The sequence below is a fragment of the Streptomyces sp. AK08-02 genome (genome assembly GCF_033795085.1).
Classification (GTDB): Bacteria; Actinomycetota; Actinomycetes; order Streptomycetales; family Streptomycetaceae; genus Streptomyces; species Streptomyces echiniscabiei.
The window spans coordinates 300519-324312 of the sequence record NZ_JARAZV010000005.1 but is presented as its reverse complement, the minus strand read 5'-3'; the positions used below and the strand labels follow the sequence as shown (position 1 = coordinate 324312).

20 protein-coding genes, 1 tRNA gene, 1 other RNA gene and 1 pseudogene are annotated in these 23794 nt (G+C 67.5%); 5 read left to right on the top strand and 18 right to left on the bottom strand.

Annotated features, from left to right (window positions below; all coding sequences use genetic code 11):
- Positions 1 to 275 precede the first annotated feature (275 nt).
- Positions 276 to 1907: pseudogene (locus PV734_RS12430) on the top strand (IS200/IS605 family accessory protein TnpB-related protein).
- Positions 1908 to 1914: 7 nt separating this feature from the next.
- On the opposite strand, the gene PV734_RS12425 reads toward PV734_RS12430, so the two are convergent.
- The 5 genes from PV734_RS12425 to ffs form a co-directional block, all read right to left on the bottom strand.
- Positions 1915 to 3465, bottom strand: coding sequence for a N,N-dimethylformamidase beta subunit family domain-containing protein (locus tag PV734_RS12425; RefSeq protein ID WP_319289480.1), 1551 nt, complete (start codon positions 3463 to 3465; stop codon positions 1915 to 1917).
- Between the two features lie 230 nt (positions 3466 to 3695).
- Positions 3696 to 5678, bottom strand: a complete 1983-nt coding sequence (locus PV734_RS12420; protein WP_319289479.1) for a hypothetical protein — start codon at positions 5676 to 5678, stop codon at positions 3696 to 3698.
- 339 nt (positions 5679 to 6017) lie between these two features.
- Positions 6018 to 7271, bottom strand: a complete 1254-nt coding sequence (purD, locus tag PV734_RS12415; RefSeq protein WP_319096492.1) for a phosphoribosylamine--glycine ligase — start codon at positions 7269 to 7271, stop codon at positions 6018 to 6020.
- 148 nt (positions 7272 to 7419) lie between these two features.
- Positions 7420 to 9753 carry a DNA polymerase III subunit gamma and tau gene (locus PV734_RS12410; RefSeq protein WP_319289478.1) on the bottom strand — a complete coding sequence of 778 codons (2334 nt, stop codon included), beginning with the start codon at positions 9751 to 9753 and terminating at the stop codon, positions 7420 to 7422.
- A gap of 92 nt (positions 9754 to 9845) precedes the next feature.
- An RNA gene (gene ffs, locus PV734_RS12405) (signal recognition particle sRNA small type) lies at positions 9846 to 9942 on the bottom strand.
- Between the two features lie 73 nt (positions 9943 to 10015).
- On the opposite strand from ffs, the gene PV734_RS12400 reads away from it, so the two are divergent.
- Positions 10016 to 10103 (top strand) — tRNA-Ser (locus PV734_RS12400).
- 79 nt (positions 10104 to 10182) lie between these two features.
- On the opposite strand, the gene PV734_RS12395 is transcribed toward PV734_RS12400, so the two are convergent.
- The 10 genes from PV734_RS12395 to PV734_RS12350 all read right to left on the bottom strand — a co-directional run bounded on the left by PV734_RS12395 (position 10183) and on the right by PV734_RS12350 (position 17455).
- The gene (locus PV734_RS12395; RefSeq protein WP_319289477.1) at positions 10183 to 11421 is read right to left on the bottom strand and encodes a site-specific integrase; all 1239 of its coding nucleotides are present in this window, start codon (positions 11419 to 11421) and stop codon (positions 10183 to 10185) included.
- A gap of 10 nt (positions 11422 to 11431) precedes the next feature.
- Complete coding sequence (locus PV734_RS12390; RefSeq protein WP_319289476.1) at positions 11432 to 11665, bottom strand: excisionase family DNA-binding protein; 234 nt, start codon at positions 11663 to 11665, stop codon at positions 11432 to 11434.
- Positions 11658 to 12974 (bottom strand): replication initiator, encoded by a 1317-nt coding sequence (locus PV734_RS12385; RefSeq protein WP_415924197.1) that lies wholly within the window; start codon positions 12972 to 12974, stop codon positions 11658 to 11660. The genes PV734_RS12390 and PV734_RS12385 overlap by 8 nt, the downstream gene beginning before the upstream one ends.
- 144 nt (positions 12975 to 13118) lie before the next feature.
- Complete coding sequence (locus PV734_RS12380; protein ID WP_319289475.1) at positions 13119 to 13367, bottom strand: SpdD protein; 249 nt, start codon at positions 13365 to 13367, stop codon at positions 13119 to 13121.
- A gap of 25 nt (positions 13368 to 13392) precedes the next feature.
- Complete coding sequence (locus PV734_RS12375; protein WP_319289474.1) at positions 13393 to 13587, bottom strand: hypothetical protein; 195 nt, start codon at positions 13585 to 13587, stop codon at positions 13393 to 13395.
- 16 nt (positions 13588 to 13603) lie between these two features.
- Positions 13604 to 13795, bottom strand: a complete 192-nt coding sequence (locus PV734_RS12370; protein ID WP_319289473.1) for a mobile element transfer protein — start codon at positions 13793 to 13795, stop codon at positions 13604 to 13606.
- 267 nt (positions 13796 to 14062) lie between these two features.
- A complete protein-coding gene (locus tag PV734_RS12365) occupies positions 14063 to 14692 on the bottom strand; it encodes a DUF2637 domain-containing protein (RefSeq protein ID WP_319289472.1) in 630 nt (209 codons plus the stop codon).
- 72 nt (positions 14693 to 14764) lie between these two features.
- Positions 14765 to 16141: an FtsK/SpoIIIE domain-containing protein gene (locus PV734_RS12360; RefSeq protein WP_319289471.1), complete on the bottom strand. Its 1377-nt coding sequence runs from the start codon at positions 16139 to 16141 to the stop codon at positions 14765 to 14767.
- Positions 16141 to 16497: a hypothetical protein gene (locus tag PV734_RS12355; RefSeq protein ID WP_006382423.1), complete on the bottom strand. Its 357-nt coding sequence runs from the start codon at positions 16495 to 16497 to the stop codon at positions 16141 to 16143. Before PV734_RS12355 ends, PV734_RS12360 begins: the two co-directional genes overlap by 1 nt.
- Positions 16498 to 16666: 169 nt before the next feature.
- Entirely contained in the window at positions 16667 to 17455 is a 789-nt protein-coding gene (locus PV734_RS12350) for a GntR family transcriptional regulator (protein WP_319289470.1), read from the bottom strand.
- Positions 17456 to 17562: 107 nt separating this feature from the next.
- Here PV734_RS12350 and PV734_RS12345 point away from each other — a divergent pair, with 107 nt between their 5' ends.
- The 3 genes from PV734_RS12345 to PV734_RS12335 are packed head-to-tail and all read left to right on the top strand — an operon-like array spanning position 17563 to position 18846.
- Positions 17563 to 17970 carry an NUDIX hydrolase gene (locus PV734_RS12345; protein WP_319289469.1) on the top strand — a complete coding sequence of 136 codons (408 nt, stop codon included), beginning with the start codon at positions 17563 to 17565 and terminating at the stop codon, positions 17968 to 17970.
- A 46-nt stretch (positions 17971 to 18016) separates the two neighbouring features.
- Complete coding sequence (locus PV734_RS12340; protein WP_319289468.1) at positions 18017 to 18445, top strand: ATP-binding protein; 429 nt, start codon at positions 18017 to 18019, stop codon at positions 18443 to 18445.
- Positions 18439 to 18846 (top strand): hypothetical protein, encoded by a 408-nt coding sequence (locus PV734_RS12335; protein WP_319289467.1) that lies wholly within the window; start codon positions 18439 to 18441, stop codon positions 18844 to 18846. The genes PV734_RS12340 and PV734_RS12335 overlap by 7 nt, the downstream gene beginning before the upstream one ends.
- Before the next feature lie 166 nt (positions 18847 to 19012).
- Here the strand turns inward: PV734_RS12335 and PV734_RS12330 are convergent, their stop codons facing one another.
- From PV734_RS12330 to PV734_RS12320, 3 genes are all read right to left on the bottom strand, one after another.
- Positions 19013 to 20989 carry a pentapeptide repeat-containing protein gene (locus tag PV734_RS12330; protein ID WP_319289466.1) on the bottom strand — a complete coding sequence of 659 codons (1977 nt, stop codon included), beginning with the start codon at positions 20987 to 20989 and terminating at the stop codon, positions 19013 to 19015.
- A gap of 695 nt (positions 20990 to 21684) precedes the next feature.
- On the bottom strand, positions 21685 to 22419 hold the full coding sequence (locus PV734_RS12325) for a hypothetical protein (RefSeq protein WP_319289465.1): 735 nt from the start codon (positions 22417 to 22419) through the stop codon (positions 21685 to 21687).
- Positions 22420 to 22534: 115 nt separating this feature from the next.
- Complete coding sequence (locus tag PV734_RS12320) at positions 22535 to 23317, bottom strand: trypsin-like peptidase domain-containing protein (RefSeq protein ID WP_319289464.1); 783 nt, start codon at positions 23315 to 23317, stop codon at positions 22535 to 22537.
- Between the last annotated feature and the right edge of the window lie 477 nt (positions 23318 to 23794).

Below are 23794 nucleotides of genomic sequence, written 5' to 3'. Positions count from 1 at the left end.
TGATGTCCAAGTGGCTCGATTCTCCCGTACGCGGAGACCTTGTCCTCGCCGGGGGCACCGGGCGGGGGTTGGAACTGCTGCCGTTGGAGTTCGCTCAAGGGTGTTCTGGTGAGCGGCAGTGAGTGTTGTTGGGCCGTGTCGTGTCGTGCGTCTCGGCCGTGGAGTCGTTCCTGGCAGGAACTGGTGTTCTCCTGTCGAATGCGTGACCTTCACGGGTGACGCTCGTTTCTCATCGCGACGGGCTTTCGGGTGGGGCCGGGGATGAGGTGACAGGGGTGGGTGAGCTGCGGACTATCGCGGAGCCGTTCGTCGTGTCCGGCCCGTCCGGTGTAGCTGTCCGGACCCGTCTCAAGCACCTGACGGCGTGTGATGAGGAGGTGTTGCGTCTGGTGGGCGGGCATCTGGGGTCGTTGGCCTCGAAGGACCTCAAGGCGCGTTGCCGGGACGCGCTGTCGCATGGCGGTGAGGCGTGGGCGGCGCGTAAGCGGGAGCTGACGCCGTTGTCGTCGTCGCGGTGGGCGGGCAGTGTCACCAAGGCCACGCACGATCAGTGGGCGCTGGCCCGCCGTGGCCAGCTCGCGCACATCCACCATCTGGAAGCGGGCATCCGCACCGTCGAGGACCGCCTGTCCCAGCCGCTCGGGCAGAAGGGGACCAAGGGCAAGCCCGGCGGGTACCGGTCTCGGCGGGAGTGGCATGCCAAGTCGCGGCGCCTGCGGGTGCTTGAGGACCGGCTGACGGTCGCGCGGGCGGATCGTGAGGCCGGTCTCGTGCACGTGGTGCGGGGCGGCAAGCAGTTGGCGCGTACCCGCCACCACCTGGACGCCGCTCAGCTCACGGAGTCGGTGTGGCGGGGGCGGTGGGAGGCGGAACGCTGGTTCTGCCAGGCGGACGGGGAGTCCGGCAAGCGCCACGGCAACGAGACCATCCGCATCAGCCCGGATGGTGAGGTGAGCATCAAACTCCCCGCCCCGCTGGCGTATCTGGCGAACGCCCCGCACGGACGGTACGTCCTGGCCTGCATGGTGCGGTTCGCGCACCGGGGCGGTGAGTGGGCGGACCGGGTCGCGGCAAACCGGGCGGTCGCCTACCGCATCCACCTGGATACGGGCCGGGACCGCTGGTATCTGACGGCGTCGTGGCAGATTCCGGTCGCACAGACCATCCCTATCGAGGCGGCGCTCGCCCACGGGGTGGTCGGTGTCGACATGAACGCCGACCACCTCGCCGCCTGGCACCTCGACACCCACGGCAACCCCACCGGCAGCCCACGCCACTTCCCCTACGACCTCTCCGGCACCGCCGAACACCGCGACGCCCAGGTCCGCCACGCCCTCACCCGCCTCCTGCACTGGGCCAGAACCTGCGGCGTGAAGGCGATCGCGGTAGAGGACCTCGACTTCACCACCGAGAAGACCCGGGAGAAGCACGGGCGCAGGAAACGCTTCAGGCAGCTGATCTCCGGCATGCCCACCGGCAAGCTCCGCGCCCGGCTGGCCTCGATGGCCGACCAGACGGGCATCGCGGTCATCGCCGTCGACCCCGCCTACACCAGCCGCTGGGGAGCTCAGCACTGGCAGAAACCCCTCACCAGCACGACTCGTACAACGACTCGCCATGATGCTGCCGCCGTGGCGATCGGAAGGCGCGCCCAGGACCACCCGATCCGGCGACGGACGGCACCGCCCCCACCACACCGGAGTGATGTGGTGGGGCATCGGACCGTCCAGGCCGATCGGCGTGTTCCTGGGCGTGAGGGAACCCGCCCCCGCATTCCCGGACCACGGACACGATCCGTGCCGCCCGGACACGGAGCGAACGCGGGCAACCAGAACGCCCAACACCGTCCGGGGCGTTCGGCCGAGCATGAGACCTGGCAACAGGACTCACTCCCGCTCAGTCACTAGGAACGGTTCAGTCCCGTTTGCAGATGCGGTCCAGGAGGTTCGCGGTGGCCCGCTGGACCCGGGCGTCCACGTGCCCGGGGCGGTCCAGGGACGGGGACCACGCGAAGGTGCCGGACGCGAAGACCAGGGCGCCCGAGGGGGCCCGGTAGAGCGAGGTCTCCTGGTGGCGGAGGGCGCCTTCGCTGTCGGCGTACGGGGAGTGGGCGAGGAGGACGCGGTCGTCGTGCTCGGGGAGCTGGGTGCGCGGGAAGTAGCGGTCGGCCTCGCCGGCCACCATGCCGTCGATCTCGTCGCCGTCGTGGGCGCCGGTCGCCTCCCACATCCAGTGGTCGGCGTTGCGGACGACCATGGGGGTGGGCTCGGGCACCCGGCCCGCGTACTGAATACCGATCAACTGCTGCTCGGGGCGGTCGACTTCGCGCCACAGGGCCGGTTTCCCGGGGCCGCGGCGCTTACGGCAGGTGAGGAGGCGGTCCGGGACGCCGGACGGGGAGGGGGCCAGCTCCACCTGCCAGTACATGGTGTTGGCGGAGAGGAAGACGAGGGACGTGCCGCTCTCGCGGGCGAGTTCGGTGGTGCGGCGCATCGGCGTGGACCAGTACTCGTCGTGCCCCGGGAAGACCAGGCCCCGGTACCGGGTGGGGTCGACTCGGCCCGCGTGCAGATCGCGGGCGTCGGCGTACGCGACGTCGTAGCCGTAGCGCTCGGCGAAGCGGATGAAGTCGTAGGCGTGGCCCACGTGGAGGGGGAGGCCGGCGCCCGCGTACGGCCGGTCGAAGGAGACGGTAGTCGCGGCGTCGGACTCACCGAGGAGCCGGCCGCGCTCGTCCCAAGCGTGGTAGAGACTCGCGCCGGTGTGGCCGTCCTCCGGGTAGAGGTTGTACGCCTGCCAGGTGATGTCCGGCAGGAGGAGCAGCAGGTCCGCCGGATGGTTGTCGCGGACCGTGAACGGGATGTGGGAGCGGTAGCCGTCGGCGGTGGTGAGTACGGCGACGTACGCCCCGATGTTCCAGTACGACGGGATCTGCAGGCGCCAGGAGAGCCACCAGTGGTGGCAGGAGACGGTGCGGTCGGCGGTGAGGGGCGGGGGCTGCACGATGCCGGAGAGACGGGGGCTGGTGGTGATCTTCGCGGCGCCGTCACCGCCGTAGTGGCCGATGCGGTAGATGTCCACGGCGAACTCCTGCGGCGGGTCGACCGTGATGTGGAAGTCGATGGCTTCGCCGGGGGAGACGGGACCGGTGGAGGCGAACCCCTTGATCTGACGGCGCACGTCGTCGGCGGCGCGGGGGCCGCCGGTGGTGGAGGCCGCGGTGCGGGAGGTACGGACGGTACCGGCGGTACGGGGGCCAGGGATTCTGGTGTCACCCGGCCGCGCGGTGGGGATGGCGGTCGGCGTGGGGTCTAAGGGGTCGACGTACCAGGGGACCACATGGCCGGTGTCGTCGAAATATGTCTCGCTGCCTCGGAGCCAGGGGACCGGACCCAGGCCGAAGGGGTCCGTGACGGCGTGCGCGAGAGCTCCTGACTCCCAGCGGCGGATCGGCTGCGACCCCATGACTGCTCCCCTCCCTGGCTCCCCCGTCAGCTGTTTATGTCCCGTGCGATTGCCATGAGCGTGTTCGGTCCCCAGCACATCACATTACGCACGCACTCCGTCACCGTTCGTCGCGAATTGACTGGAAACGGAAGGGAGGGATCCGACCGGTTTCCTTGTCCCGGCCGCGGAGGAGGGAGGGAACGGGGTGGGAGGAGCCGGGGTGGGCGGGGGAACGAGGCTCCCCCGTGTCACACCAGGCGTACGGGCTTCTCCGGACGTACTCCGGTCGTGCGGAGCCATGCCTCCAGAGGGGCCGGGTCGCCCGTCTCTATGAGGGTCAGGACCTTGGGGCCCAGGTCGGCCGCCCGTTCGCCGTTCAGGAGGAGGGAGGGGCCGTCGAGCCAGTCGAGGCCGGGTGCCGCGCCCGCCGTGTCCATCGCCGCGCAGCAGACCATCGCGGTCACGTGATCGGCGAGCAGTTCGCGGCCCGTGCGCGGGGGCTGCAACGGGAACAGCGGCAGCGAGCCCTCGTCCCAGAGTGCCGTGTCCGGGCCCTGGCCGGTCAGCCCCGCCGAGGCCTGCTGTCCCCCCACCGGCGCCGCCGCCTCCTCCCGGGCGACCTCGGCGCTGAGCTGGGCGGCGAGAGCCTCACCGCGCTCACTTCCCACCGGCTCGTCGTCCGCGTCGCGGTAGTCGCTCTCGTCCCCGGATTCGTTGGCGTCGTAGTCGTTCCCGCCCCCGTACGCGTTCTCGTTCTCGCCTCCGTACGCGTTCCCGTGCTCGTTCTCGTGCTCGTTCTCGTGCTCGTTCTCGTTTTCGTGCTCGTTTTCGTGCTCGTACTGGTCCTTCGCCATCGCTGCCGCGGTCGCGGTCGTCGCTTCCCGCGCCGTCGTCTCCCTTGCCGGGGGCTGGGGTGTCGTCAGGTGGTTCATCACGCGGGACAGGGTCGGGGCGTTGGGGTCCTGGGGCGCGGGGGCCGGGGTGCGGTGGGCACTTCGGGCGTCCAGGGCGTCCAGGACCCGGTGGAGGCGTGCGGCGTCGGCACGCCACTTACGGTCGACCACCTCGTCCGGGTATTCGTGCCAGGCCACCGGCGCCCAGTCCGGGCCGGTCTCGGCCGGGCCCCCGTGGAAGAGGCGGGCGGCGAGCAGGGAGGCCGCCTCGTCGACCAGGCCGGGCTCTTCGAGGAGGTCGCAGGCCGGGCGTTCACCGAGCCGGGACGTGAAGCCCTCGGCCAGCCGGTCGCGGCGGGACAGTTCGGTGAGCGCCGCGACGACGCCGGCGTCCAGCCGGGCCGGCCAACGGCCCATCCGCCAGGCCGGCAACGCGACCCTGGTCAGCAGCCGGTCCCAGCCCGCGTAGGCCAGGCCGACCTGTTCCTGGGCGACGATCCGCAGTCCGTAGTCCACCGCCTGTGCGCGCTCGGCGGCAGCCGCCGCGACCCCGCGCTCCATCTCGGACGCGTGCACACGACAGCTGCGCAGCAGCAGCCTCGCCACCCAGCCGACGCCCGCGAGCGCCGCCCGGGACACGGGATCACGCCGGGGCGCCGCGGCCACGGCCACCGCCGCGTCCAGGCCGCGGACGAAGCGCCGGGCCGCCGCGATGTCCGGGTGCGCGGACGGCCCCGTACCCGCGACGACCGGGGCGAGGACAGCGCGCAGCTCGCCGACACGCATCCACCACAGGAACGGCGAGCCGATGACGAGGACGGGCGATGCCGTCGCCGCCGTACGCCGCCGCTGCCCCTGGAAGGGGGAGCGCAGGCCGCGTACGCCTGATATCTCGTCCCGGCCTCCCTCCGGCGGGGGCGGGGCGTGGGTGCGGTGGGTGCGGTCCTCCAGCCAGCTGTCGCAGTCCGGCGTGAGCGCTATCGCGGAGGGCGCGGGGACGCCGAGGCGGTCGGCCAGGTCGCGCACCAGGTGGTAGAGGTCCAGGGCCGATTCCTCGGCGATCGGGACCGTGGGGCTCATGGCCGGGCGGGCGCGGGCCACGACCAGGGCGATACCGGCCGCCGCGAGGAGTACGACGAGTGCGGCGACGCTCGTGATCCAGCGGGCGAGGTGCCAGCCGTCGCCGACGAGGTGATCGGTGGATCCGCCCGCCAGCAGCACGACGGCGACGGCCGCGGGCAGCAGGGCGACGGCCAGGGCCCTGCTGCGGATACGCAGCACGGCGAGGGCCCGGGAACGCGCGACCTGCGCGCCCGCCTCCACACCCATACCGGTCACGACCGGATGTCACCCCCTACCTTTTCCGCACACCCTGACGATGCTCGCCCTGACGTTGCTCACTCCCCCACTGTGGCACCCGCCACTGACATCGCAATGCCGGTGGGCCAAGTGCCGGAACGCTTGCGCCGCACCATAGTTGGGGGCCCGGTCCTCGTCAGCCGGATGGGGGATCGGTCACTCGATGGAATGGCTTTGGGGAAAGGTGGATGACACACGGCGACGACGAAGCAGCAGTTGGGAGAGGTTCCCGAGGCCCGCGAAGGCGCCGCGAACACACGTGGGCCCCGCATCCTTAGACGGCTGCGGGGCCCAGCAGGTTCATCGGCGGGAGACGTTCTACTCCCCTGCCGCCGCCTTCGCGGCGATGTCCGTGCGGTGCTGTGAGCCGTCCAGACGGATACGGCCGAGGGCGGTGTACGCGCGGTCGCGGGCCTGGCTCAGGTTCTTGCCGGTCGCCGTCACGGAGAGCACCCGGCCGCCGGCGCTCACCACCGCGTCGCCGTCGTGCCTCGTCCCGGCATGCAGGACGTACGCGTGCGGGGCGTCCTCGGCGGCCACGTCGGCGAGGCCGCCGATGGGGTCGCCGGTGCGCGGGGTGCCGGGGTAGTTGTGCGAGGCGATGACCACGGTGACCGCCGCGTCGTCGCTCCAGCGCAGCGGCTCCAGGTCGGCGAGGGTGCCGTTGGCCGCCGCGAGCAGGATCCCGGACAGCGGGGTCTTCAGGCGGGCCAGGACCACCTGGGTCTCCGGGTCGCCGAAACGGGCGTTGAACTCGATCACACGGACGCCGCGCGAGGTGATCGCGAGGCCCGCGTAGAGGAGGCCGGAGAAGGGGGTGCCGCGGCGGCGCAGTTCGTCGACCGTCGGCTGCAGAACCGTCTGGAGGACCTCTTCGACCAGCTTGGGGTCCGCCCAGGGGAGCGGCGAGTAGGCGCCCATGCCGCCTGTGTTCGGGCCCTCGTCGTCGTCCAGCGCGCGCTTGAAGTCCTGGGCGGGCTGGAGCGGGACGACCGTCACACCGTCGGTGATCGCGAAGAGGGAGACCTCGGGGCCGTCGAGGAACTCCTCGATGACGACACGGTCGCAGGAGTTCGCGTGCGCGGCGGCCTCCGCGAGATCGGCCGTGACCACCACGCCCTTGCCGGCCGCGAGTCCGTCGTCCTTCACGACGTACGGCGCGCCGAAGGCGTCGAGGGCCTCGTCGACCTCCTCCGGCGTCGTGCAGACGTACGAGCGGGCCGTGGGAACACCGGCTCCCGCCATGACGTCCTTCGCGAAGGCCTTGGAGCCCTCCAGCTGCGCTGCTTCCCCGGAGGGGCCGAAGACCGGGACACCCGCGTCGCGCACGGCGTCGGCGACCCCGGCGACGAGCGGCGCCTCCGGCCCTACGACGACCAGGTCGGCGTCCAGCTCCAGGGCCAGCGCCGCTACGGCCTTGCCGTCGAGGGGGTCGACCTGGCGCAGTTCGGCGACCTCGGCGATGCCGGCGTTGCCGGGGGCGCAGTACAGCGCGGTGACGTCGGGGTCGAGGGACAGGGAGCGGCACAGGGCGTGTTCGCGGGCGCCATTACCGATGAGGAGGACCTTCACGGGGGCCAGCTTAGTGGCCCGGGGTGCGGTGCTCACCGGTGCCGGTGCGGGCCCCCCTGGGGGCTGCGCCCCCAGACCCCCGCTGCCGGCCCTGAACGGGCCTTGTCCTCAAGCGCCGGACGGGCTGGAAATGCGAGCCCCTACTCGTCTACTCGTTCGAGAACTCTTCCACCACTGTCGCCCCCAGCTCACGCACGATCAGTTCGTGGCCGGAGAGGGCGGACTCGTCGAGGTCGGGGTCGTCGTCCTCGGGGGTGTCGTCCTCGGGGGCGATGGGCGGGGGTTCCGGGGCCGAAGGCTGCGGGACCGGGGCCTGGGGGCGGGGGGCACCGGATGCCTGCGGGGCTGCCGGTGCTGGGGGCTGGGGCGCCGGCTGCTGGTGGGGGGCAGGGGGAGCGGGTGTCGTGGCCGCGCCGCCATAACCGCCGGCCCCGCCGCCACCTCCGCCTCCGTAACCACCGGAGGAACCGCCTCCGCCGTAGCCTCCGGTCGCCGGGGGCGCTGCCTGGCCGCCGCCCGTCGGGTCGACGATCGACTCGATCCTCCACTGGACGTTGAACTGTTCCGACAGCGCCTGTTTCAGCACTTCCTCGCTGCCGCTGCTGGAGAAGTTGTCCCGCGCGCCGGCGTTCATGAAGCCCAGCTGGAGTGTGGTGCCGTCGAAGCCGGTGACCTGGGCGTTCTGGCTCAGCAGGATCCAGGTGAACCGGCGGCGGTTCTTCACCGACTCCAGGATGTTCGGCCAGAGCATGCGGGGGTCGAGGCCGCCGGGCACGGGGGCACCCGCCTGCGCGGCAGGGGGCTGAGCCGGAGCCTGGGGCGCGGAGTGGGCCGCCGCTGGGGCAGGTGCGGCGGGCGCGGGGCCGGGGTTGGCCGCCGGTGGCTGTCCGCCGCCCGCGGGTGTCGCCGTGGGCCAGCCGCCAGGGCGTCGCCCACTGCCCGCGGTCGTCGCGGTGGGCCAGGCGCCGGGGGCGACCGCCGCGGGGGCTGCTTGGGCCGGGGGCGGTGTCGGCGCGGAGGGCTGGGCTGCTGATGCGACCGCCGGTGCTGCTTGTGCTGCCGGTGCCTGCGGCTGGGGGTGCGGGGCGGGTACTCCGGTCCTGTCGGCTGTACCAGCCAGGTCAGCAGGCATGCCCGGCGCGTCGCCGCGCGCTGCCGCCCGGGCCGCCGTGACTCCACCGCCCGCCGGAACCGGCGCGCCCACGGGACCGCCGGGTGCCATGCCCTCGTAGGCGGCGGGACCACCGTGAGTACCCGGCCCCGGCACGTATCCCATGGGGACGCCGGCGCCGCCCATGCCCATCGCGGGGCCGCCGGAGAAGTTGACTCCGCGCTCCAGTTTGTCGAGCCGGGCCATGACCGAGCGCTCGTCGCCGTACGCGGCGGGAAGCAGCACGCGCGCGCAGATCAGTTCCAACTGGAGTCGGGGCGAGGTCGCGCCACGCATCTCCGTGAGCCCGTCGTTCACGAGGTCGGCGGCGCGGCTGAGTTCGGCGGCGCCGAAGACACCGGCCTGGGCCTGCATACGCTCGACCACGTCCACAGGGGCATCGATGAGCCCCTTCTCCGCCGCGTCCGGAACGGCGGCGAGGATCACCAGGTCGCGCAGCCGTTCCAGCAGGTCGGTGACGAAACGGCGCGGATCGTTGCCGCCCTCGATGATCCGGTCCACGACCTCGAAGGCCGCCGCTCCGTCCCCTGAGGCGAACGCCTCGACCACGGAGTCGAGCAGCGAGGCGTCGGTGTAGCCGAGGAGGGAGGTGGCCATGGCGTACGTCACACCGTCGGCACCCGCACCGGCCAGCAGCTGGTCCATGACGGACATCGAGTCTCGTACGGAACCCGCGCCGGACCGGACGACCAGCGGGAGCACACCGTCGGCGACCGGGATGTTCTCGTGCCCGCAGACCTCGGCGAGGTACTCGCGGAGGGTGCCCGGCGGGACCAGCCGGAAGGGGTAGTGGTGGGTACGGGAGCGGATCGTCCCGATGACCTTCTCGGGTTCCGTGGTCGCGAAGATGAACTTGAGGTGCTCCGGCGGCTCTTCGACGACCTTGAGCAGGGCGTTGAAGCCGGCCGGCGTGACCATGTGGGCCTCGTCGATGATGTAGATCTTGTAGCGGCTGCTCGCCGGCCCGAAGAAGGCCTTCTCGCGCAGGTCACGCGCGTCGTCCACACCACCGTGCGAAGCAGCGTCGATCTCGATGACGTCGATCGACCCCGGCCCGTTGCGCGCCAGGTCCTGGCAGGACTGGCACTCGCCGCAGGGTGTCGGCGTCGGCCCCTTCTCGCAGTTCAGGCAGCGCGCCAGGATGCGCGCACTGGTCGTCTTGCCACAGCCGCGCGGCCCGCTGAACAGGTACGCGTGATTGACCCGGTTGTTCCGCAGCGCCTGCTGCAGCGGGTCGGTTACATGCTCCTGCCCGATGACCTCGGCGAACGACTCCGGGCGATAGCGGCGGTACAACGCAAGGGACGACACGCATACGACGATATCGGGCCCCACTGACAGTCGACCCCGCCCGACCCCGCTCGCCGGCCTCACCCCGCAGGCCACCGTCGCGACCTGGGCATACAGAAGACCCCCCACGCACCCGCCAGAGCCAACCTACCCTTGCTGCCTTCCGGCCCTGGGGGAGTTCAGTCAGATAGCGCCGCGTGAGGGGCTGAGGCCCAGCGTACCTGATCGCAGGGGGTCCGAACGAGTTCGTAAGCACCCCCCACGGTCATGTAATGTTCGGGGCGGAGGATTCGCCTAGTGGCCTAGGGCGCACGCTTGGAAAGCGTGTTGGGGGCAACCCCTCACGAGTTCGAATCTCGTATCCTCCGCCAGTGCCTCACCGGGCACGATGTCGAAGGGCCCCACCGCTTGCGGTGGGGCCCTTCTTCGTTGCCCGTCTCACTTTCCGTCTCAGTTGGTCTTCGGCGGCTCCCAGAGAGCGTCGCCGACTTGCTGCGCGACCTTGCGGAGCATGGTCCCCGTCACGTGCATGTACCGGGCGCGCATCCGAGCCGCTCCCCCGGGCTCCCAGCCCATGATCGAGTCGATCACGACGTCAGGTACGCCGAGGATCAGCAGGACGGTCGCGGCGGTGTGGCGAGCGTCATGGAGACGGCCGTTCCGGACACCCGCATCCCGAAGCAGCCGCTTCCAGGTGTGGAAGTCGGTGTTCGGGCTCAGCGCCCCGCCGATCGGCGAGGCGAAGACGTACCCCTTGCCTTCCCAGTCGGCACCGGCCGCGATCCGCTCCCGCTCCTGAGCCTCCTTGTGCAACCGGAGAATCTTGATCAGCGGATCGGGCAGACCGATGGTGCGCCGTCCGGCACGTGACTTGGTCGACTTGTGCTCGCGACGGGTCTGCTCCCGCTTGGGGCAGTAGCCCGCCTTACGGCCACACGGATTGGTGCCGCATCCGTGCGCGTACTTGGGGCGGAGCCGGTTCTTGCGGATGCGTGCGTATCCCGCGTCCAGGTCGACGTCTTCCCAGTGGAGTCCGAGCGCTTCCCCTTGGCGGAGGCCGAGGGCCAGGGCGACGACCCAGCGCGCGCTGTTGCGAAGCTTGGCCGCCTCGACGAGGAGTCGCTGTACCTCCTCGATCGTGTAGGGCTCGATGTCCTCCTCTTCGAGGCGAGGAGCCTTGGCGATCTCTGCCGCGTTCGTGGCGACGTGCCCACGCCGGACGGCCTCACCAAGGGCGACCCGGATCGTTCGGTGGGCGTGGTGGGCGGTGCCGGCGGAGCTCCCGGTTGCCTGCATTTTTCCGTAGAAGCGTTCGAGGTGCTCCGGCTCCAGGCGGTCGAGCTTGTGGGCGCCCAGGCCGGGGACGAGGTGAACGCGCACGTCGACCTCGTAGCCGTCGTACGTGTTCTCGGAGACGTACGGCTTGGCGATGTTCTCGACCCAGTGCTCAAGCCAGGCTTGGAGCGTCCAGCTCTGCCCCGGCTTCCGGAGCTTCTTGTCGTCTCGCGCCCGCTCCATTTCGCGGACGGCCTTGGTCACCTCCGCCTTGGTCTTGCGCTCGATGTGGCGGCGGTCGGGCCTGCCGTCATCCCGGACGCCGACGGTCACTCGGCCGTGCCACTTGCCGTCCTTGCCGAGATAGATCGACGAGGCACCGTTGGGCTGGCGGGTGCGGTTCTTCTCTGCCATGTCGTCCCCCTCAGGCCGCTTGGGCAGGTCGGTGGCGCAGCTTGGCCACGAAGGTGGGCACGGCATCGGCCGGGACGCGGCGCAGCCGACCGACCATGACGGACTCGATCTCTCCGGCGAGGACGAGCCGGAAGCACGTCGTACGGCCGATACGGAGGCGTCTGGCCGCCTCCTCGACGGTCAGGAGGGCCAAGGACGGGTCGGAGGATTCAGGCCGGAGGGCGGTGACTTGGGGCTCAGCCACGGGTGGGCTCTCCTTCCGTTCCGGGGGCGGGTTCGAGGGACGCGGCAAGCCAGGCTTCGGCGTCGGACAGGCCGGTTCCGGCGAAGACCCAGTGCGCGAGGACGTACGTCGTGCTCGTCTCGTCTTGCGTTGGCTGGGCGTTGTGTTGGGCGCGGCGCCATTCGGCGCGGGCGTCGCGTAGGGCGCCGAGGGTGGTGGAGTAGCGGCGGGACTTGGTGGAGAAGTGGCCGCGGAAGCCGAGCATGTGGGCCCATGCGCGCAGGCGGAGGTGTTCGAGGTCCTTGCGTGCGCCGAGGGTCCAGGCGGTTCGGATGAGGCGGCGGGCGTGGTCGCTGATGTCGAGTTGGGCGAGTTCGGCGGCGAACTTGAGCGGGCGGTCGAGGGCGCCTGTCGCGGCTTCGGCGCCCTTGGTGGCGTACTTGGCGATGTACGCGGCCACGGCGCGTTCGGTGAGTTGCTGGCCGTCGTTGAAGTCGGCGGTGCGGATGGTGCGTACGTCGAGTTGGCGGCCGAAGGTGAAGGTGTGGGCGCGTCCGTCGATGGTCGGGCCGTCGACGCGGACTTTGGTGGCAGCCGCTTCGATGGCGTCGGTGAGGAGTTCGGCGGTTGCCCAGGCCGGAGGCGGGGTGTCGCCGCCGGTCGGGCCGTCGATGCGTATGACGGCGTGGAAGTGGACGGCGCCGCGCTTCTGGTACTCGGCGACCTTGGCGAAGGACACGCGCGCGTGGTCGCGGAAGCGTCGCTGTGACAGGCCCGCGCGCTTGGCGACCTCACGGCGCAGGTAGGTGGAGAAGCGTCGCCAGAGCGGTCCGGCGTGAGCGTTCCAAAGGACAGCGGTTTCGTAGTCGTACGTGTCCGGGTTGAGCGGGGTGCCAAGGGCGTCGTCGTCCTGGTCGTGGCGGGTGCCGCAGCGGCAGGGGCGGACCGTTCCGGCCGGGCCCGTGGGGCGGTTGTGGACGGGGCCGAAGCCGGGTGCGGTGAAGGTGGCGAAGACGCGGGGGTGTGCAGCGACTTGTTCCGGGGTGCCCTTGCCGCCGCGCAGGCCGGAGGTGATCAGGTGGAAGGTGTCGCGGCGGTAGACCTCGGAGCAGGCCGGGCAGCGAGTGGTGCGGCGGTTGTTGCAGCGGACGAGTAGGTGGCCGGCCGGGAGGGTGGCGGAGTCGAGGTGGTGAAGGACGTTGCCGATTTCGCCAGTTCGGGTGTTCACGTCGTACTCGGTGCGGTGGCCGTCGAGGCGGATCGGGTGGGTGCAGCCGCCGAGGCCGGAGAGCTGCTGGACGATACCGGGCAGGGTGCCGTGCTGGGCCAGCTTGGCGAGTTCCGGCAGTGGAGGCGTGGTGGTGCGGGTGAAGATGGCGTACTCCTTCTGGCTGGCTTGCTTGGTCAGGAGGGATGGCCCCGGGGCGGCCGGATGCTTGGCCGTGTCATGGCCGCCCCGGGAGTCGAGCGCCGTTCAGCGCCGGTGCTGCTCGCGCATGAGGGAGCGCAGGACCACGGCAGCGATGGCAACGGAGATGGCCGAGACGGCGACGGCAGCCAGGAGCGCGGTGAGGACCACACCGCCCACGACTACGGCCGCAACGGCTCCGGTACTGATGGAAACCGCCGGGAGTGAGCGCCGTACGGGCGTGGCCTGGTCGGCCGGGGTGTGAGTGTGTGCGGGCAGCGGGGTGGGGCTGTCGGGGTACTTAGGCAGGAACACGGCGAGCCTCCTCTTATCTACTCGTCTAGTTATGTGTGCCGTTTATGACGTCCACGCCGTCGCGCGTGCCGGAGTCGATGGCCGGGGCCATGAAGGTGCGCGAGAGCAGGAAGCCGAACAGGGCGATCACGACGACGATCCAGGTGCGGACGCCGAGGAACTTGACCGCTCCCCAGGCGATGAGTCCGAGGACGAAGACGAGCGGCAGGCTGACGGTCACGGTGTGCAGGGTCCTTTCAGCGGCCAGAGCAGGTGTGGGTGCGGGCGGCGAGTTCGGCAGCGGCGCGGCTGTCGTAGTCGGCGGAGAACCCGCAGCGGGGGGCGGTGCAGGCGGCGGTGTGCTTCTCGCGGCCCCGACCGTCGTAGGACGTGGCGACCTGGACGGGGCCGATGCGGGTGACGTTGCGGAAGCGGCGGTTGGCTGGCACAGCCGGTTTCCTTTCCTTTGTTCGCTTGTCTGGGGGCGCGCGGACGTGTGTAAATGACCGGCATGTCACCAGGGGCGCGGCAGCTGGCCGCAGTCGGTACGGCCGCGTTGATACTCGGGCTCGCGTGTGCCGGGGGAAGGTGGTGGTTGGGCGAGTCCTGGGCCACCGTGATCACCACGTGCTGCCTTGAAGTACTGATCATTTCGGCCGTCATCGGAACGCGGCGACTGATCCGGAAGCGGTAAAGCCTCCCGGCAGGGCCCGCCTTCAGAGTTGGGCGGCGATGGCGTCGGCCATGTGGGCGGGGACGCCGAGGCGGGCGCGGAGGGTGGGGGTGTCGATGGGTGCTCCGGTGCGGGTGTGGTGTTCGGCGGCGACTTTGCGGGCGTGCTGGACCAAGGCGGCCGGGACGGACGGGACGGATACGGCGGGTTGTTCGGGAGCCGGGTTCAGGGCCGGTTGGGCAGGTTCGGGCGCGTCCTCCAGGTCCTCGGTGTTCTCGATAACCTCGGCGTCGTTCTCGGGTGTCGGCGTCGGTGCGGAGTGTGCGAGGAGTGTTCCGCCGAGGAAGGCGACGGCGGGCCATCCGGCGACGAGGATGCGCAGCCATGCCGGCACCTGGTCCATGTCGAGGAGTCCGGCGGTGGCGACGTTGGCGCCGAGGGACGCGGCGAGCGCGATGACGAACCAGCACCAGGCACTCGTCTTCGTGTGGCCGGAGCGCAGTCGGCGCCAGGCGACGACGAGCAGCAGGTCGACCGAGACGGGATACGCCCACGCCTTCCACCCGTCCTGTCCGGCCGCCGAGGCGACGTCGTGCAGGTGGGCGAAGGACAGTGCGGCGGCGATGAGCGCCTGTACAAGTACCGCGTCGATGCGGGCCAGTTGGGCGCGCATGGTGTCGCTCCTTCCGGGTTCAGGCATGGGAGGGGTAGGGAGTCGGCGACAGGAGTTGGGCGGGGAGGAGGGTCAGTCGGTCACCGGGCGCGGCTGGAGAGCCGGGGCCGGTGCTTCCACGGCCGGTACGGGCACGTCGGGCCGGAAGGGCTTGAGCGCGGGCAGGTCGGGCACCAGGTGGGCCGACTCGCGGCAGATCTCGGCGGCGTCGCCCAGGGAGAGGTACGGGGTACGGATGCGGGACCAGCCGCCGGAGGTGTCACCGGCCACGGCGAGGCCGGGCCGTTCAGAGGCGATGGCGCAGGCGGCGCCGACTGCTTCGGGGGCGATGTCGCCGAGGGCCATCTTGGCGGAGGCTTCGTCGTTGACGCGGTGGCAGACCCGGCCGGTGAGCTGGGCGCGGAGCATGGTGGCGCCCTTGCCGAGTTCGGCGCCGAAGCGCTGTCCGCAAACCTCCAGGTAGATCCCGGCGGCGCGGCCGAGTTGGGCGAGGCGGATGAGCTGGGTGACCATCTCGTCGCGCCGTTCCTCCTCCTTCTTCGTGGCAACGAGGAAGAGTTCGGCCACCTCGTCGACGAACAGCACGATGGGCACGGGGCGTTGGTTCTCAGGCAGGCCCCAGATGTCCGAGGTGATCTCCTCGTCCGGGGTGCCGGGGGCGATGCCCTGGCGGGCCTTGATCAGGTCGTATCGGTCCTCCATCTCCTTGATGAGCGCGGGCAGTAGCTCGGCCGCCTGGTCGGGGTCGGTGGCCAGCGCGGAGAGCCGGGCGGCGAAGGGTGCCAGTTCGACGCCGCGCTTGCAGTCGATACCGACCAGGGCGACGGGTTGCCGGGCGAGGCCGGTGACGAGGTGGCGCAGGTACATGGACTTGCCCGACAGCGTTGCGCCGAGGGTGAGTTGGTGCGGAACGGTCCGGTAGTCGCGTACGAACGCGGTCGCGTCCTCCCGCAGCGCCACAGGAACTTTCAGGAACCCGGTATCGGACTTGCGCGGCATGCGTACCCGGCGCAGTACGTCGAAGCCGACGAGCCGCAGTTCGACGACGCCCGGCTTGACGGTCGTGACGTACACGGCGTGAACGCCCCAGGCGTGCCGCAGCCGTTCGGCCGAGGCGGCGACGTCGGCGGGTTCCTGCCCCGGAGCGAGCCGCAGGCGGATCCGCAGCCCGGTCGAGGTGGGCCGGATGATGCCCCGGCGCGGCGGTACGGGCCGGACCTCACGTCGGGTGGTGGCCTTCACGGCCAGCACCCGCAGCCGGGACGGAGCCACGGTCAGGCCGCACGCCTCCATGACCGAGGTGTACGAGCCGAGCAGGCGGGCCGTGGAGATCGGCAGGCCGACCGTGGACCAGTACGCAGCCGGGTGCTTGGCCCGGGTGTAGGCGGCCCCGCCGCCGAGCGCGGCGAGGGGACCACCCACCTCCAGAAGCGTCGTCAGGTCGCTCATCAGGCAGTGGCCCCTATCGCGGCGGGGAACGCCGCCGGGGTGACAGCGGCGGCACGGAACGCGATCCCGTGACGCTGCTGCCCGTTGAACACGCTCTCCCACGGCCGGGCAACGAGCCCCGGCAGCGAGACCGGCGCCCCGAGCGCGAGCCCCTCGGAGACACCCCCCTCGGGAACGGTGACCTTGATCAGCGACGACTCGCCGTCCTGGATGTGGACGACGCCGATCGTCATCAGCGCTTCGCCGCTGACGGCGTCCTTGGCGATCTCGCCCGTCTGCCGGTCGCGGACCTTGGGCTCGGGGGCCTCGGTCAGCAGGATCGTCGCGGCTGAGGTCTCAACACGGATGGTACGCAAGACAGTTCTCCTACCTAGTCATCTATACAAGATGCGTGATGCGAACCCGATCTTCCGGGCTCACGTGGATCACTCTGACACACAACTTGCCCACTCGTCTATACGAGTATGCCTGTTGGGGTGTACGAGTTCGGAGAAGGAGCCCCGCGCACCACCGCACGTCATGCGCTCACGTGGCCGGGAGCTGGTACGACAGCACGTACGCGTCCGCCGCCATGACGGTGTCGCAGACCTCCACGGCCCGCCCTTCGGTGTCGTATGCGGTACGGATCAGGTGGATAACGGGCACACCGGAGGCGAGCCGCAGCGTCTTGACCTCAGCCGGCGCGGGCATGCGGGCCCGGATCTCCTCCTCGAAGTGGTCGAGGCGGTGGCCGAGTTCCTCAAGCCGGGCGTAGATGCCGCCCGGCCCGGGGTTGGGCTCAGCAATCGCGGTACCACGGGCGATGTCGAGGGGGAGGTAGGAGGCAGCGAATTCGACCGGCTTGCCGTCGAGTAGATACCGGCGCCGCCGGGCGAGCACCCGCCGTACCGAGCCGAGCCGGGCGGAGATGTCCTGACTGGCCTTCTCCTCCTTGACCTCAAGGCTGTCGACCTGGGGGTGACTGCCGGCCGCGTCGGCCTCGACGATGAACGCGGACTTCCCCTGCTCTCTGTGCCGCCGGGCGAACCGGTCGGAGGCGAGCCGCCGCACGGGTGGCCGGGGCCGTACGAACACGCCCTTCCCGTGCTCAGCGTGCACGAGCCCCTCCCCCTGGAGGACGGAGAAGGAGTTTCGGACGGTCATCCGGGAAACCCCGTAGTGCTCGACAAGCTCAGCTTCAGAAGGCAGCTTGGCGCCCTCGGTAAACCGCCCACGGTCGATGGCCTCGCGCAGCTGGTCGGCGATCTGTCGAAAAACCGCACGATCGCTCGTGGGGTCGAGATTACCGAGCAAGCCGGATGGGAGTGAGGACACGAGTACTCCTTTAGGTATCTAGACGAGTGGGCGAGTGTTGTTGCTACGGTGGAGAGCCTAGCCACCTGAGAGGGCCGAGGAACGTGAGCACTGACCGTCCACACTCCGTGAGCGTTGCCGGAGTCATCGTCGACGACCAGGGCCGCGCTCTGCTGATCCAGCGCCGCGACAACGGCCAGTGGGAACCCCCGGGCGGCGTCCTCGAACGCGAGGAAACCATCCCCGAGGCCCTGCAACGCGAGGTCCTCGAAGAAACCGGCATCACGATCACAGTTCCGGCGACCCTCACCGGCATCTACAAGAACATGACGGGCCTGATCGTCTCGCTGGTCTTCCGCTGCGAGGCCGACAAAGGCACCCCCACCACCGGAACCGAGACCCGCGCGCTGCGTTGGGCCACCCGTGAAGAAGTCTCCGAGCTTGCCGACGAGGCATACGCGATCCGCGTCCTGGACGCACTCGACGCCACCTCCCCGCCGGCCGTCCGCGCCCACGACGGCGTGAAACTCGTCTAGCCCGAACCCGCTGCACATGGCGGCCTACCAGCACGAAGGAACTTGTATGCACGAGTATACGAGCACAGCGCGGGTCTGGGGACTCACTTGCCCAGGTTTCCCAGAAGAGATCAGCCGGGCCCGCCGCTGGACCCGCGACATCCTGCGCGACTCCCCTATGGCCGACGACGCCGAACTGATCGTGAGCGAACTGAGCACGAACGCCGTCCTCCACACGGCCAGCGGCCTGGAGGCCGGAAGCTTCCATCTGGCGCTCGCGGTCTCGGCGCAGGTGATCGCCCTGTCGGTCACGGATGACGGGGGCACGGGCACGGCCCCGAAGGTCGAGCACCAGGGCCAGGAGGCGGAGCACGGCCGGGGCCTGGGCATGGTCAGCGCGATCGCCCACCGGGTCGTGGTCCACGACAGCCAGGGCGGCTACACGGTGACCGCGGAACTCTTCACCGACACGCGCCCGGGAGGCCACCCGTGCTGACCAACTGGCCCCGCTGGGGTTTCTGGTGCGAGTGCTGGACCGAGGACCTTACCGAGGCGGAGCCACCTGCACTCCGGGGATCCTTCGACGCCTACTCGCCACCCCAAGCCGACAGATGGATCGCCATCGCACTGCGCACCATCTCACCGGCACTCGACTCGGACGCCTCCGACGAGGCATGGGCCTGGCTGTACGACGGACGCACCGAAACCAGGAGAGCACTCCTGCACGCGAAACCCTGCACGGTGTCCATCACCCACGCCGATATGCGCATCACCTGGACGGTTCGACCGGCACTCTTCCTGCCCCTCGCCCACCGCCAAGGAACCGAACTCCCAGCCTGCGCACACGACTTCAAAGCCCCCACCAGCCACAGAACCGAACCCCAGCAGGCCGACTGAGTTACAACTTTCTCTACTGGTTCAAGGCGGCTCGCTCCGCTCCCCGCGCGCGGCCCGGCCCCCGGCCGGGCCTGCACTCCTGCCTCCGTCCCGCTCCAGCCCAGCCGGCGCCCTGGCCGCGCGGACAGCAACCAGCCACCGTAACGCGAAAGAAGTTATGGGCTGTTTACCTCTTGACCCGGTTCCGAATCGCCAGCACTCCCAGAACGAAGAAGGCAGGAACAATCAGCCGCGCAAGCATTTGAATGTAAACCCCAAGCGTCGTCAGCGTAATTCCCGACCTTCGAAAGAAGACAGAATTCAAGTTTGCTCGATTTGCCTCCTCGAAGCGACTCCAGCTGACCCTTTCGGAAAATTGTGGACTCAGTGTTGGCGGCGACGTTTCCGTCTCAATGACAATACCTCCATTCGTTGCAGTAACAACTGTACGTGGGGACTGACCATTGGAGGGAAGCCCAAAAAACATGATCGAAGATGATGCAATAAGGAGGGCAATCAAAAGCGCGGAGAAGGAGCGCATTGCCCTGAGTCCGTAACCAGAGATCAACCAGTAGAGTGTTAGCAAAAGGCGCTCAGCCGTCGGCCTGATTTTATCATGCCGGCGCATTTCCATCTCGCCGTAGTAGAAGTCTGCCGCGTCTGGTTCGTTCTTCGAATCTTCCAACGACTTTCGGAGCTCACGGTAGGTTGCTGCGAGATTTCGCGGTTTAACAGTGAAATTATCGGCATCGATCCCTTCCTTTGATTTCCATCCACTCGCCGAGGCGCCAGTTTTATTCGCGCGCCAGTACTGTTCTTCGGCCAGTGTTACTCGACGAGTTGCGCGCAGCAGGGGCACGCCCAAGAGACGTCTCCACCGTTTTGGTGCTTGGGGAAAACGGTAGTCTCCCTGCAGGCGAATTTTATCCAGCTGAACAGCTCCAGAGAATTCACAGTCGGCCAAAGAAACATCGGTCAGCACAAGATGTGACACATCTACTCCACGCACCGATACGACGGAGGCCGCGTCTCTCAGACCTTGCGCGCTGAGACGTGACTCATCGATCTGTTCTCTCCCTGAGTTACCTGTCATCATAAAGTGAGTTGGGTGAGATGTTACGGTTACTGGCGAACTCAGCGCCGCGTCTGTCAAATCAATGGCCGCATATCTAACTTTAATAGTCGCGGCGCTATCAAAGCGCGTACGCCGGAATCTCACACGGGGTGCAGCCAGCTCAATCGTGACCGGCTTCGAGTATTCGGCGCCGGACCAATGAAGGGTCCCAAGGCAAACGATCGGACCCAAATGAGTGACTACAGGAAAAGAGGTTTGATCAAACTTTGCAACACTATCAAATGTCGCTCCATCAAACCCTGCCGTTCCGGCAAATAGGGCGCCGCTAAAGCTTGCGGCGCCCACAAAGGAGGAGAATCGAAAACTCACCGAGCCGTCAAAGTTCACTTTTTTAAACTGGCTTTGCCCACAAAACTTGACGCCAGTAAAACGAGCCGACTTTTTGAATTTAGCCCCTCCAAACTCCGCGTTTCCATGGAGTCTCGCCTGCTCAAATTGGACAGGTCCACTAAAAGTGCAGCGCTCCATTCGAATTAGGCCATCAAATCGTGTCGCAACAAAGGAGGAGAGGCTTTCGAACTGGCACTTACCAAACCATGCACTTCCTTCAAAAACGGCTCTATCAAATAGTGCGTCGTGCGCGAAATGGGCATTAGAAAAGTTGGAATCCTGTTTGAATAGAGAATTCTTAAAGAGCGCCTGATGGAAGAACCTCGCCTGCTCAAAGTGCGAGCGGTTGATGAACTTCGCCCCAGTAAAACGAGCGCCACCTCTAAAATTAACCTCATTCATGGCGACAGTACCTGAAAAAGTAACCTCCTCGAATCGCGCAACCCGCATAAATGAACTCTTCACAAAAGAGGCCTTATGGTCGAAGCTTGACCGGCGAAAGTCGGCATTCCTGTCAAATTCAACTCTACCGAAATTGACAGGTCCCTCAAATTCCGCAGCCTCAAAGACGGCGACACCCTTGAAGAGTGAACTTTCAAAATTGACGCCAGAAGGGAAATTAGCGGAGTCGAAGCGAGTGGAACCGAAAGTTGGACGCCCGTTGGCAGGGTCGGTAATAGAGGTGAGGATTTTTTCCAAGTTTTGGATCGTTAGGCGAGTTCCCCGATGCTCAATGTCAGCGCCTGGGTGGAGTCCGGCCAGGTAAGACTCCAATTCACTTTCGGCAAGATGCTCCAGGCACTTTGAAAAGGGGGGCACCTGCTGCCCGTGACAGTGGAAACCACCCTCTTCCTCTGCCTGATGTCTATGAGTGCATGGAGCTCCTGTTCGTGAAGCAGGGACAGAGGGATCCGGCATAGAGGGATTCAGAGTGCTCACTCAACTACAGATACCATCAATGGTCCGCGGGTTGGGCAGTTACCTGGAACGTGGGTAAGACCTCATCGTCGCCGCGGAAGAGCAACTGACGCACTGGCGTCAAGGGCTGTGCGATAGCACGCCTGACCGTTCGTCGCACAAGACCATCGAGGCTGACTGTCGCCGACGGCACAAGCGTCCGTTACAAACATGCCTCCGGCGGGGATCGGCCGGCACCGGGATGGAGGGGGCGCCGTTCCCGGCTGCGGGTTCGTAGTGGTGTGCGCGATGTGCATCCATCCCGTCCGCCGTCGACCCAGGCGGAGCCGAGCAGACGTGGCCCAGGGGCGTCAAGGTCGTTCGTACAGTGGCGCGCTCCACCTTGACGCCCCTGAACCACGCCCGCTCCACGGTGTGTGGGTCGACGGCGGACGGGATGGAAGCTGGGGTGAGTGATGGGAACGGTATTCCTCCGGCTAAGTATTTGTTTCGGCGATGATTGCGCGAAATTCGGAAGTCTGCAAATCTCGCCTATCGCCGTCTGTAAGAGGTCTTGCCGACGCGTTGGTTGCGACGGGATCGGCATTCCGTGCAGCAGGGGAGGATTGCAGGTGACGGCGTAGAACCTGCTCGACCTGAGCTTGTGACATGGGAAAACCTCGGTCAACAATGGGAAAGTTGGCAGGCGCCCCTACGGGCGGTCCGATCAGAAGGTCTCGCCGATAAGCAGATATGAATTCGAGGATCTGGTCTTCGCCGAGTCGATCGGCAAGAAATAGGGGGAGTCCATAATTCAGAGTGTCGTTTTGCAGGTAGTAGCGCAGAGCTGCTGCTGCATCTCCGTGCAGGCTGATCACTCGTTTTACAATCTCTACGACATCATTAGTGTGTGCGATTCGGCGAATTCGATCAAGGGCGTCTGTTAGATCGGATATGCGAGATGGCGGGAAATTTTGAAGATGCTCAGGTCTCACCTGAAGGCCGGCTCGGGCGATCAATGTTACGCGCCGCAGGGCTGCACGATATTGCAAATGCTCTTTATTGAGGCGGAGGAAATCGTCGTACGCGACTTTGCGTTCTTCGATAAAGCGCTGCCGGTTCTCCTTATTCGTGCGTACTCGTTCAACGGTGCCGTCGTAAGTCATCTTGATTAGGACGCCACCGATCGCAGATCCGGCTGCGATCAGACTTGTAGAGATCGCTATGTCCATGCCCTCACTCCGTGACCACGATGGCACCCGTGCTGAGAGGAACCCCCAGGCCACCCAAGTCGATCTGTGACACTGGTAACGCCACGACTAAGTCCTTCAACAGTGAATTTCAGCCTTAAGGCATGAGGGTCCCCTTCCCGGGGAAGCCGTCATCGATCAATTCAGTGATCACAGAAGCTTTCCAGACGCGCCCCAAATCGGAACGCTCATTGATCCGACCAGAATAGACGCCCAAAAGATTCGTGACCGGACCGTTGAAACCAGCCAATGATCCGTCACTCAGCACCGTTGGTCCACCCGGGGAGTACGCAATCACGGGAGACCCTGATTGCCCCTCTCTCGTTCTTGCGTCGATCAAGAAGCACGGCAAGTCTTCGAAGTTCACGTCAGGCTCAGAAGCAATGGCCCCCTTGGTCCAAATCGCAAATACCCCGCCCGCAGTGCGCCCAAAGGGAAATCCGACGATATTTACGAAATCGGAGATCTGCGAGCGCAATCGGGGCGCATCGGACTCAAGTTGGTAGGGGTGCAATTCGAAGCCCTCATCCAGGCTGCCGAGGGGTAGGGCCACCACGTCAACCCTTCGTCCGTAACGACGATGCTCAAGCCAGGCAGCAGATCCGTCCTCATTCAGCAACTTATACGGGGTGGATTTCCATTCGATGCGGTCCTGTCGCGGCGGAAGTAACATAGGGATGTGCAGAGTGTCCGGCGTCGCGCCAGTGTTACTTCTCGGCTGCCCGGTTTCTGGATTACGTCCGCTCGCCACATGCCAGTTCGTGATTAGGAAGGGTTTTTCGCCTCTAACTACGATGAACCCGGTCGCGCTCCCAAGCTGTTGACCGTTCACCGCGGCAACCAGAAACAGGGACTGAACGGATGGCTCGGATATCCTCATCCTGAAGCGCCTTTCCTAGCTAAGGTTCCCGCACGTCGTCCACGGCGAAGCTGCTGCGTTGGAGCGAAGGTACCTGCTGAGTACGGGCTGCGGCAGCGCTTTGAATGATCTACCTGAGCTAAAGAGTCGTGGGCCACCCCGAGGGAGCGAACACCCGGGCCCTGGGGCAAACGCCAAAGAAGCCACAAGACTCTCCTGAGCCTCCAGTTGGCACCCGCCCCCCTGTCCAGTGCCAACCGCTGCCCTAGTCAGCACGGGGCACTGACAGCGGCCTGGTCTGGTATGAGTCCTGAGGTACAGCAGCCAAGTACAGCAACCCCAGCGACCGGTGGCGACCCGCGTTCTCGGACTTCCGGGCAGTCTGTATGACCCGCAACGACCGATCTCTGTTGAGCTACGGATCAGAAGGCATAACCTGTTGAGCGGTGAGGTCGTCCGCACGGTAAAGGCCGCGACCCGGGGTGCGAAAAGGGTCGG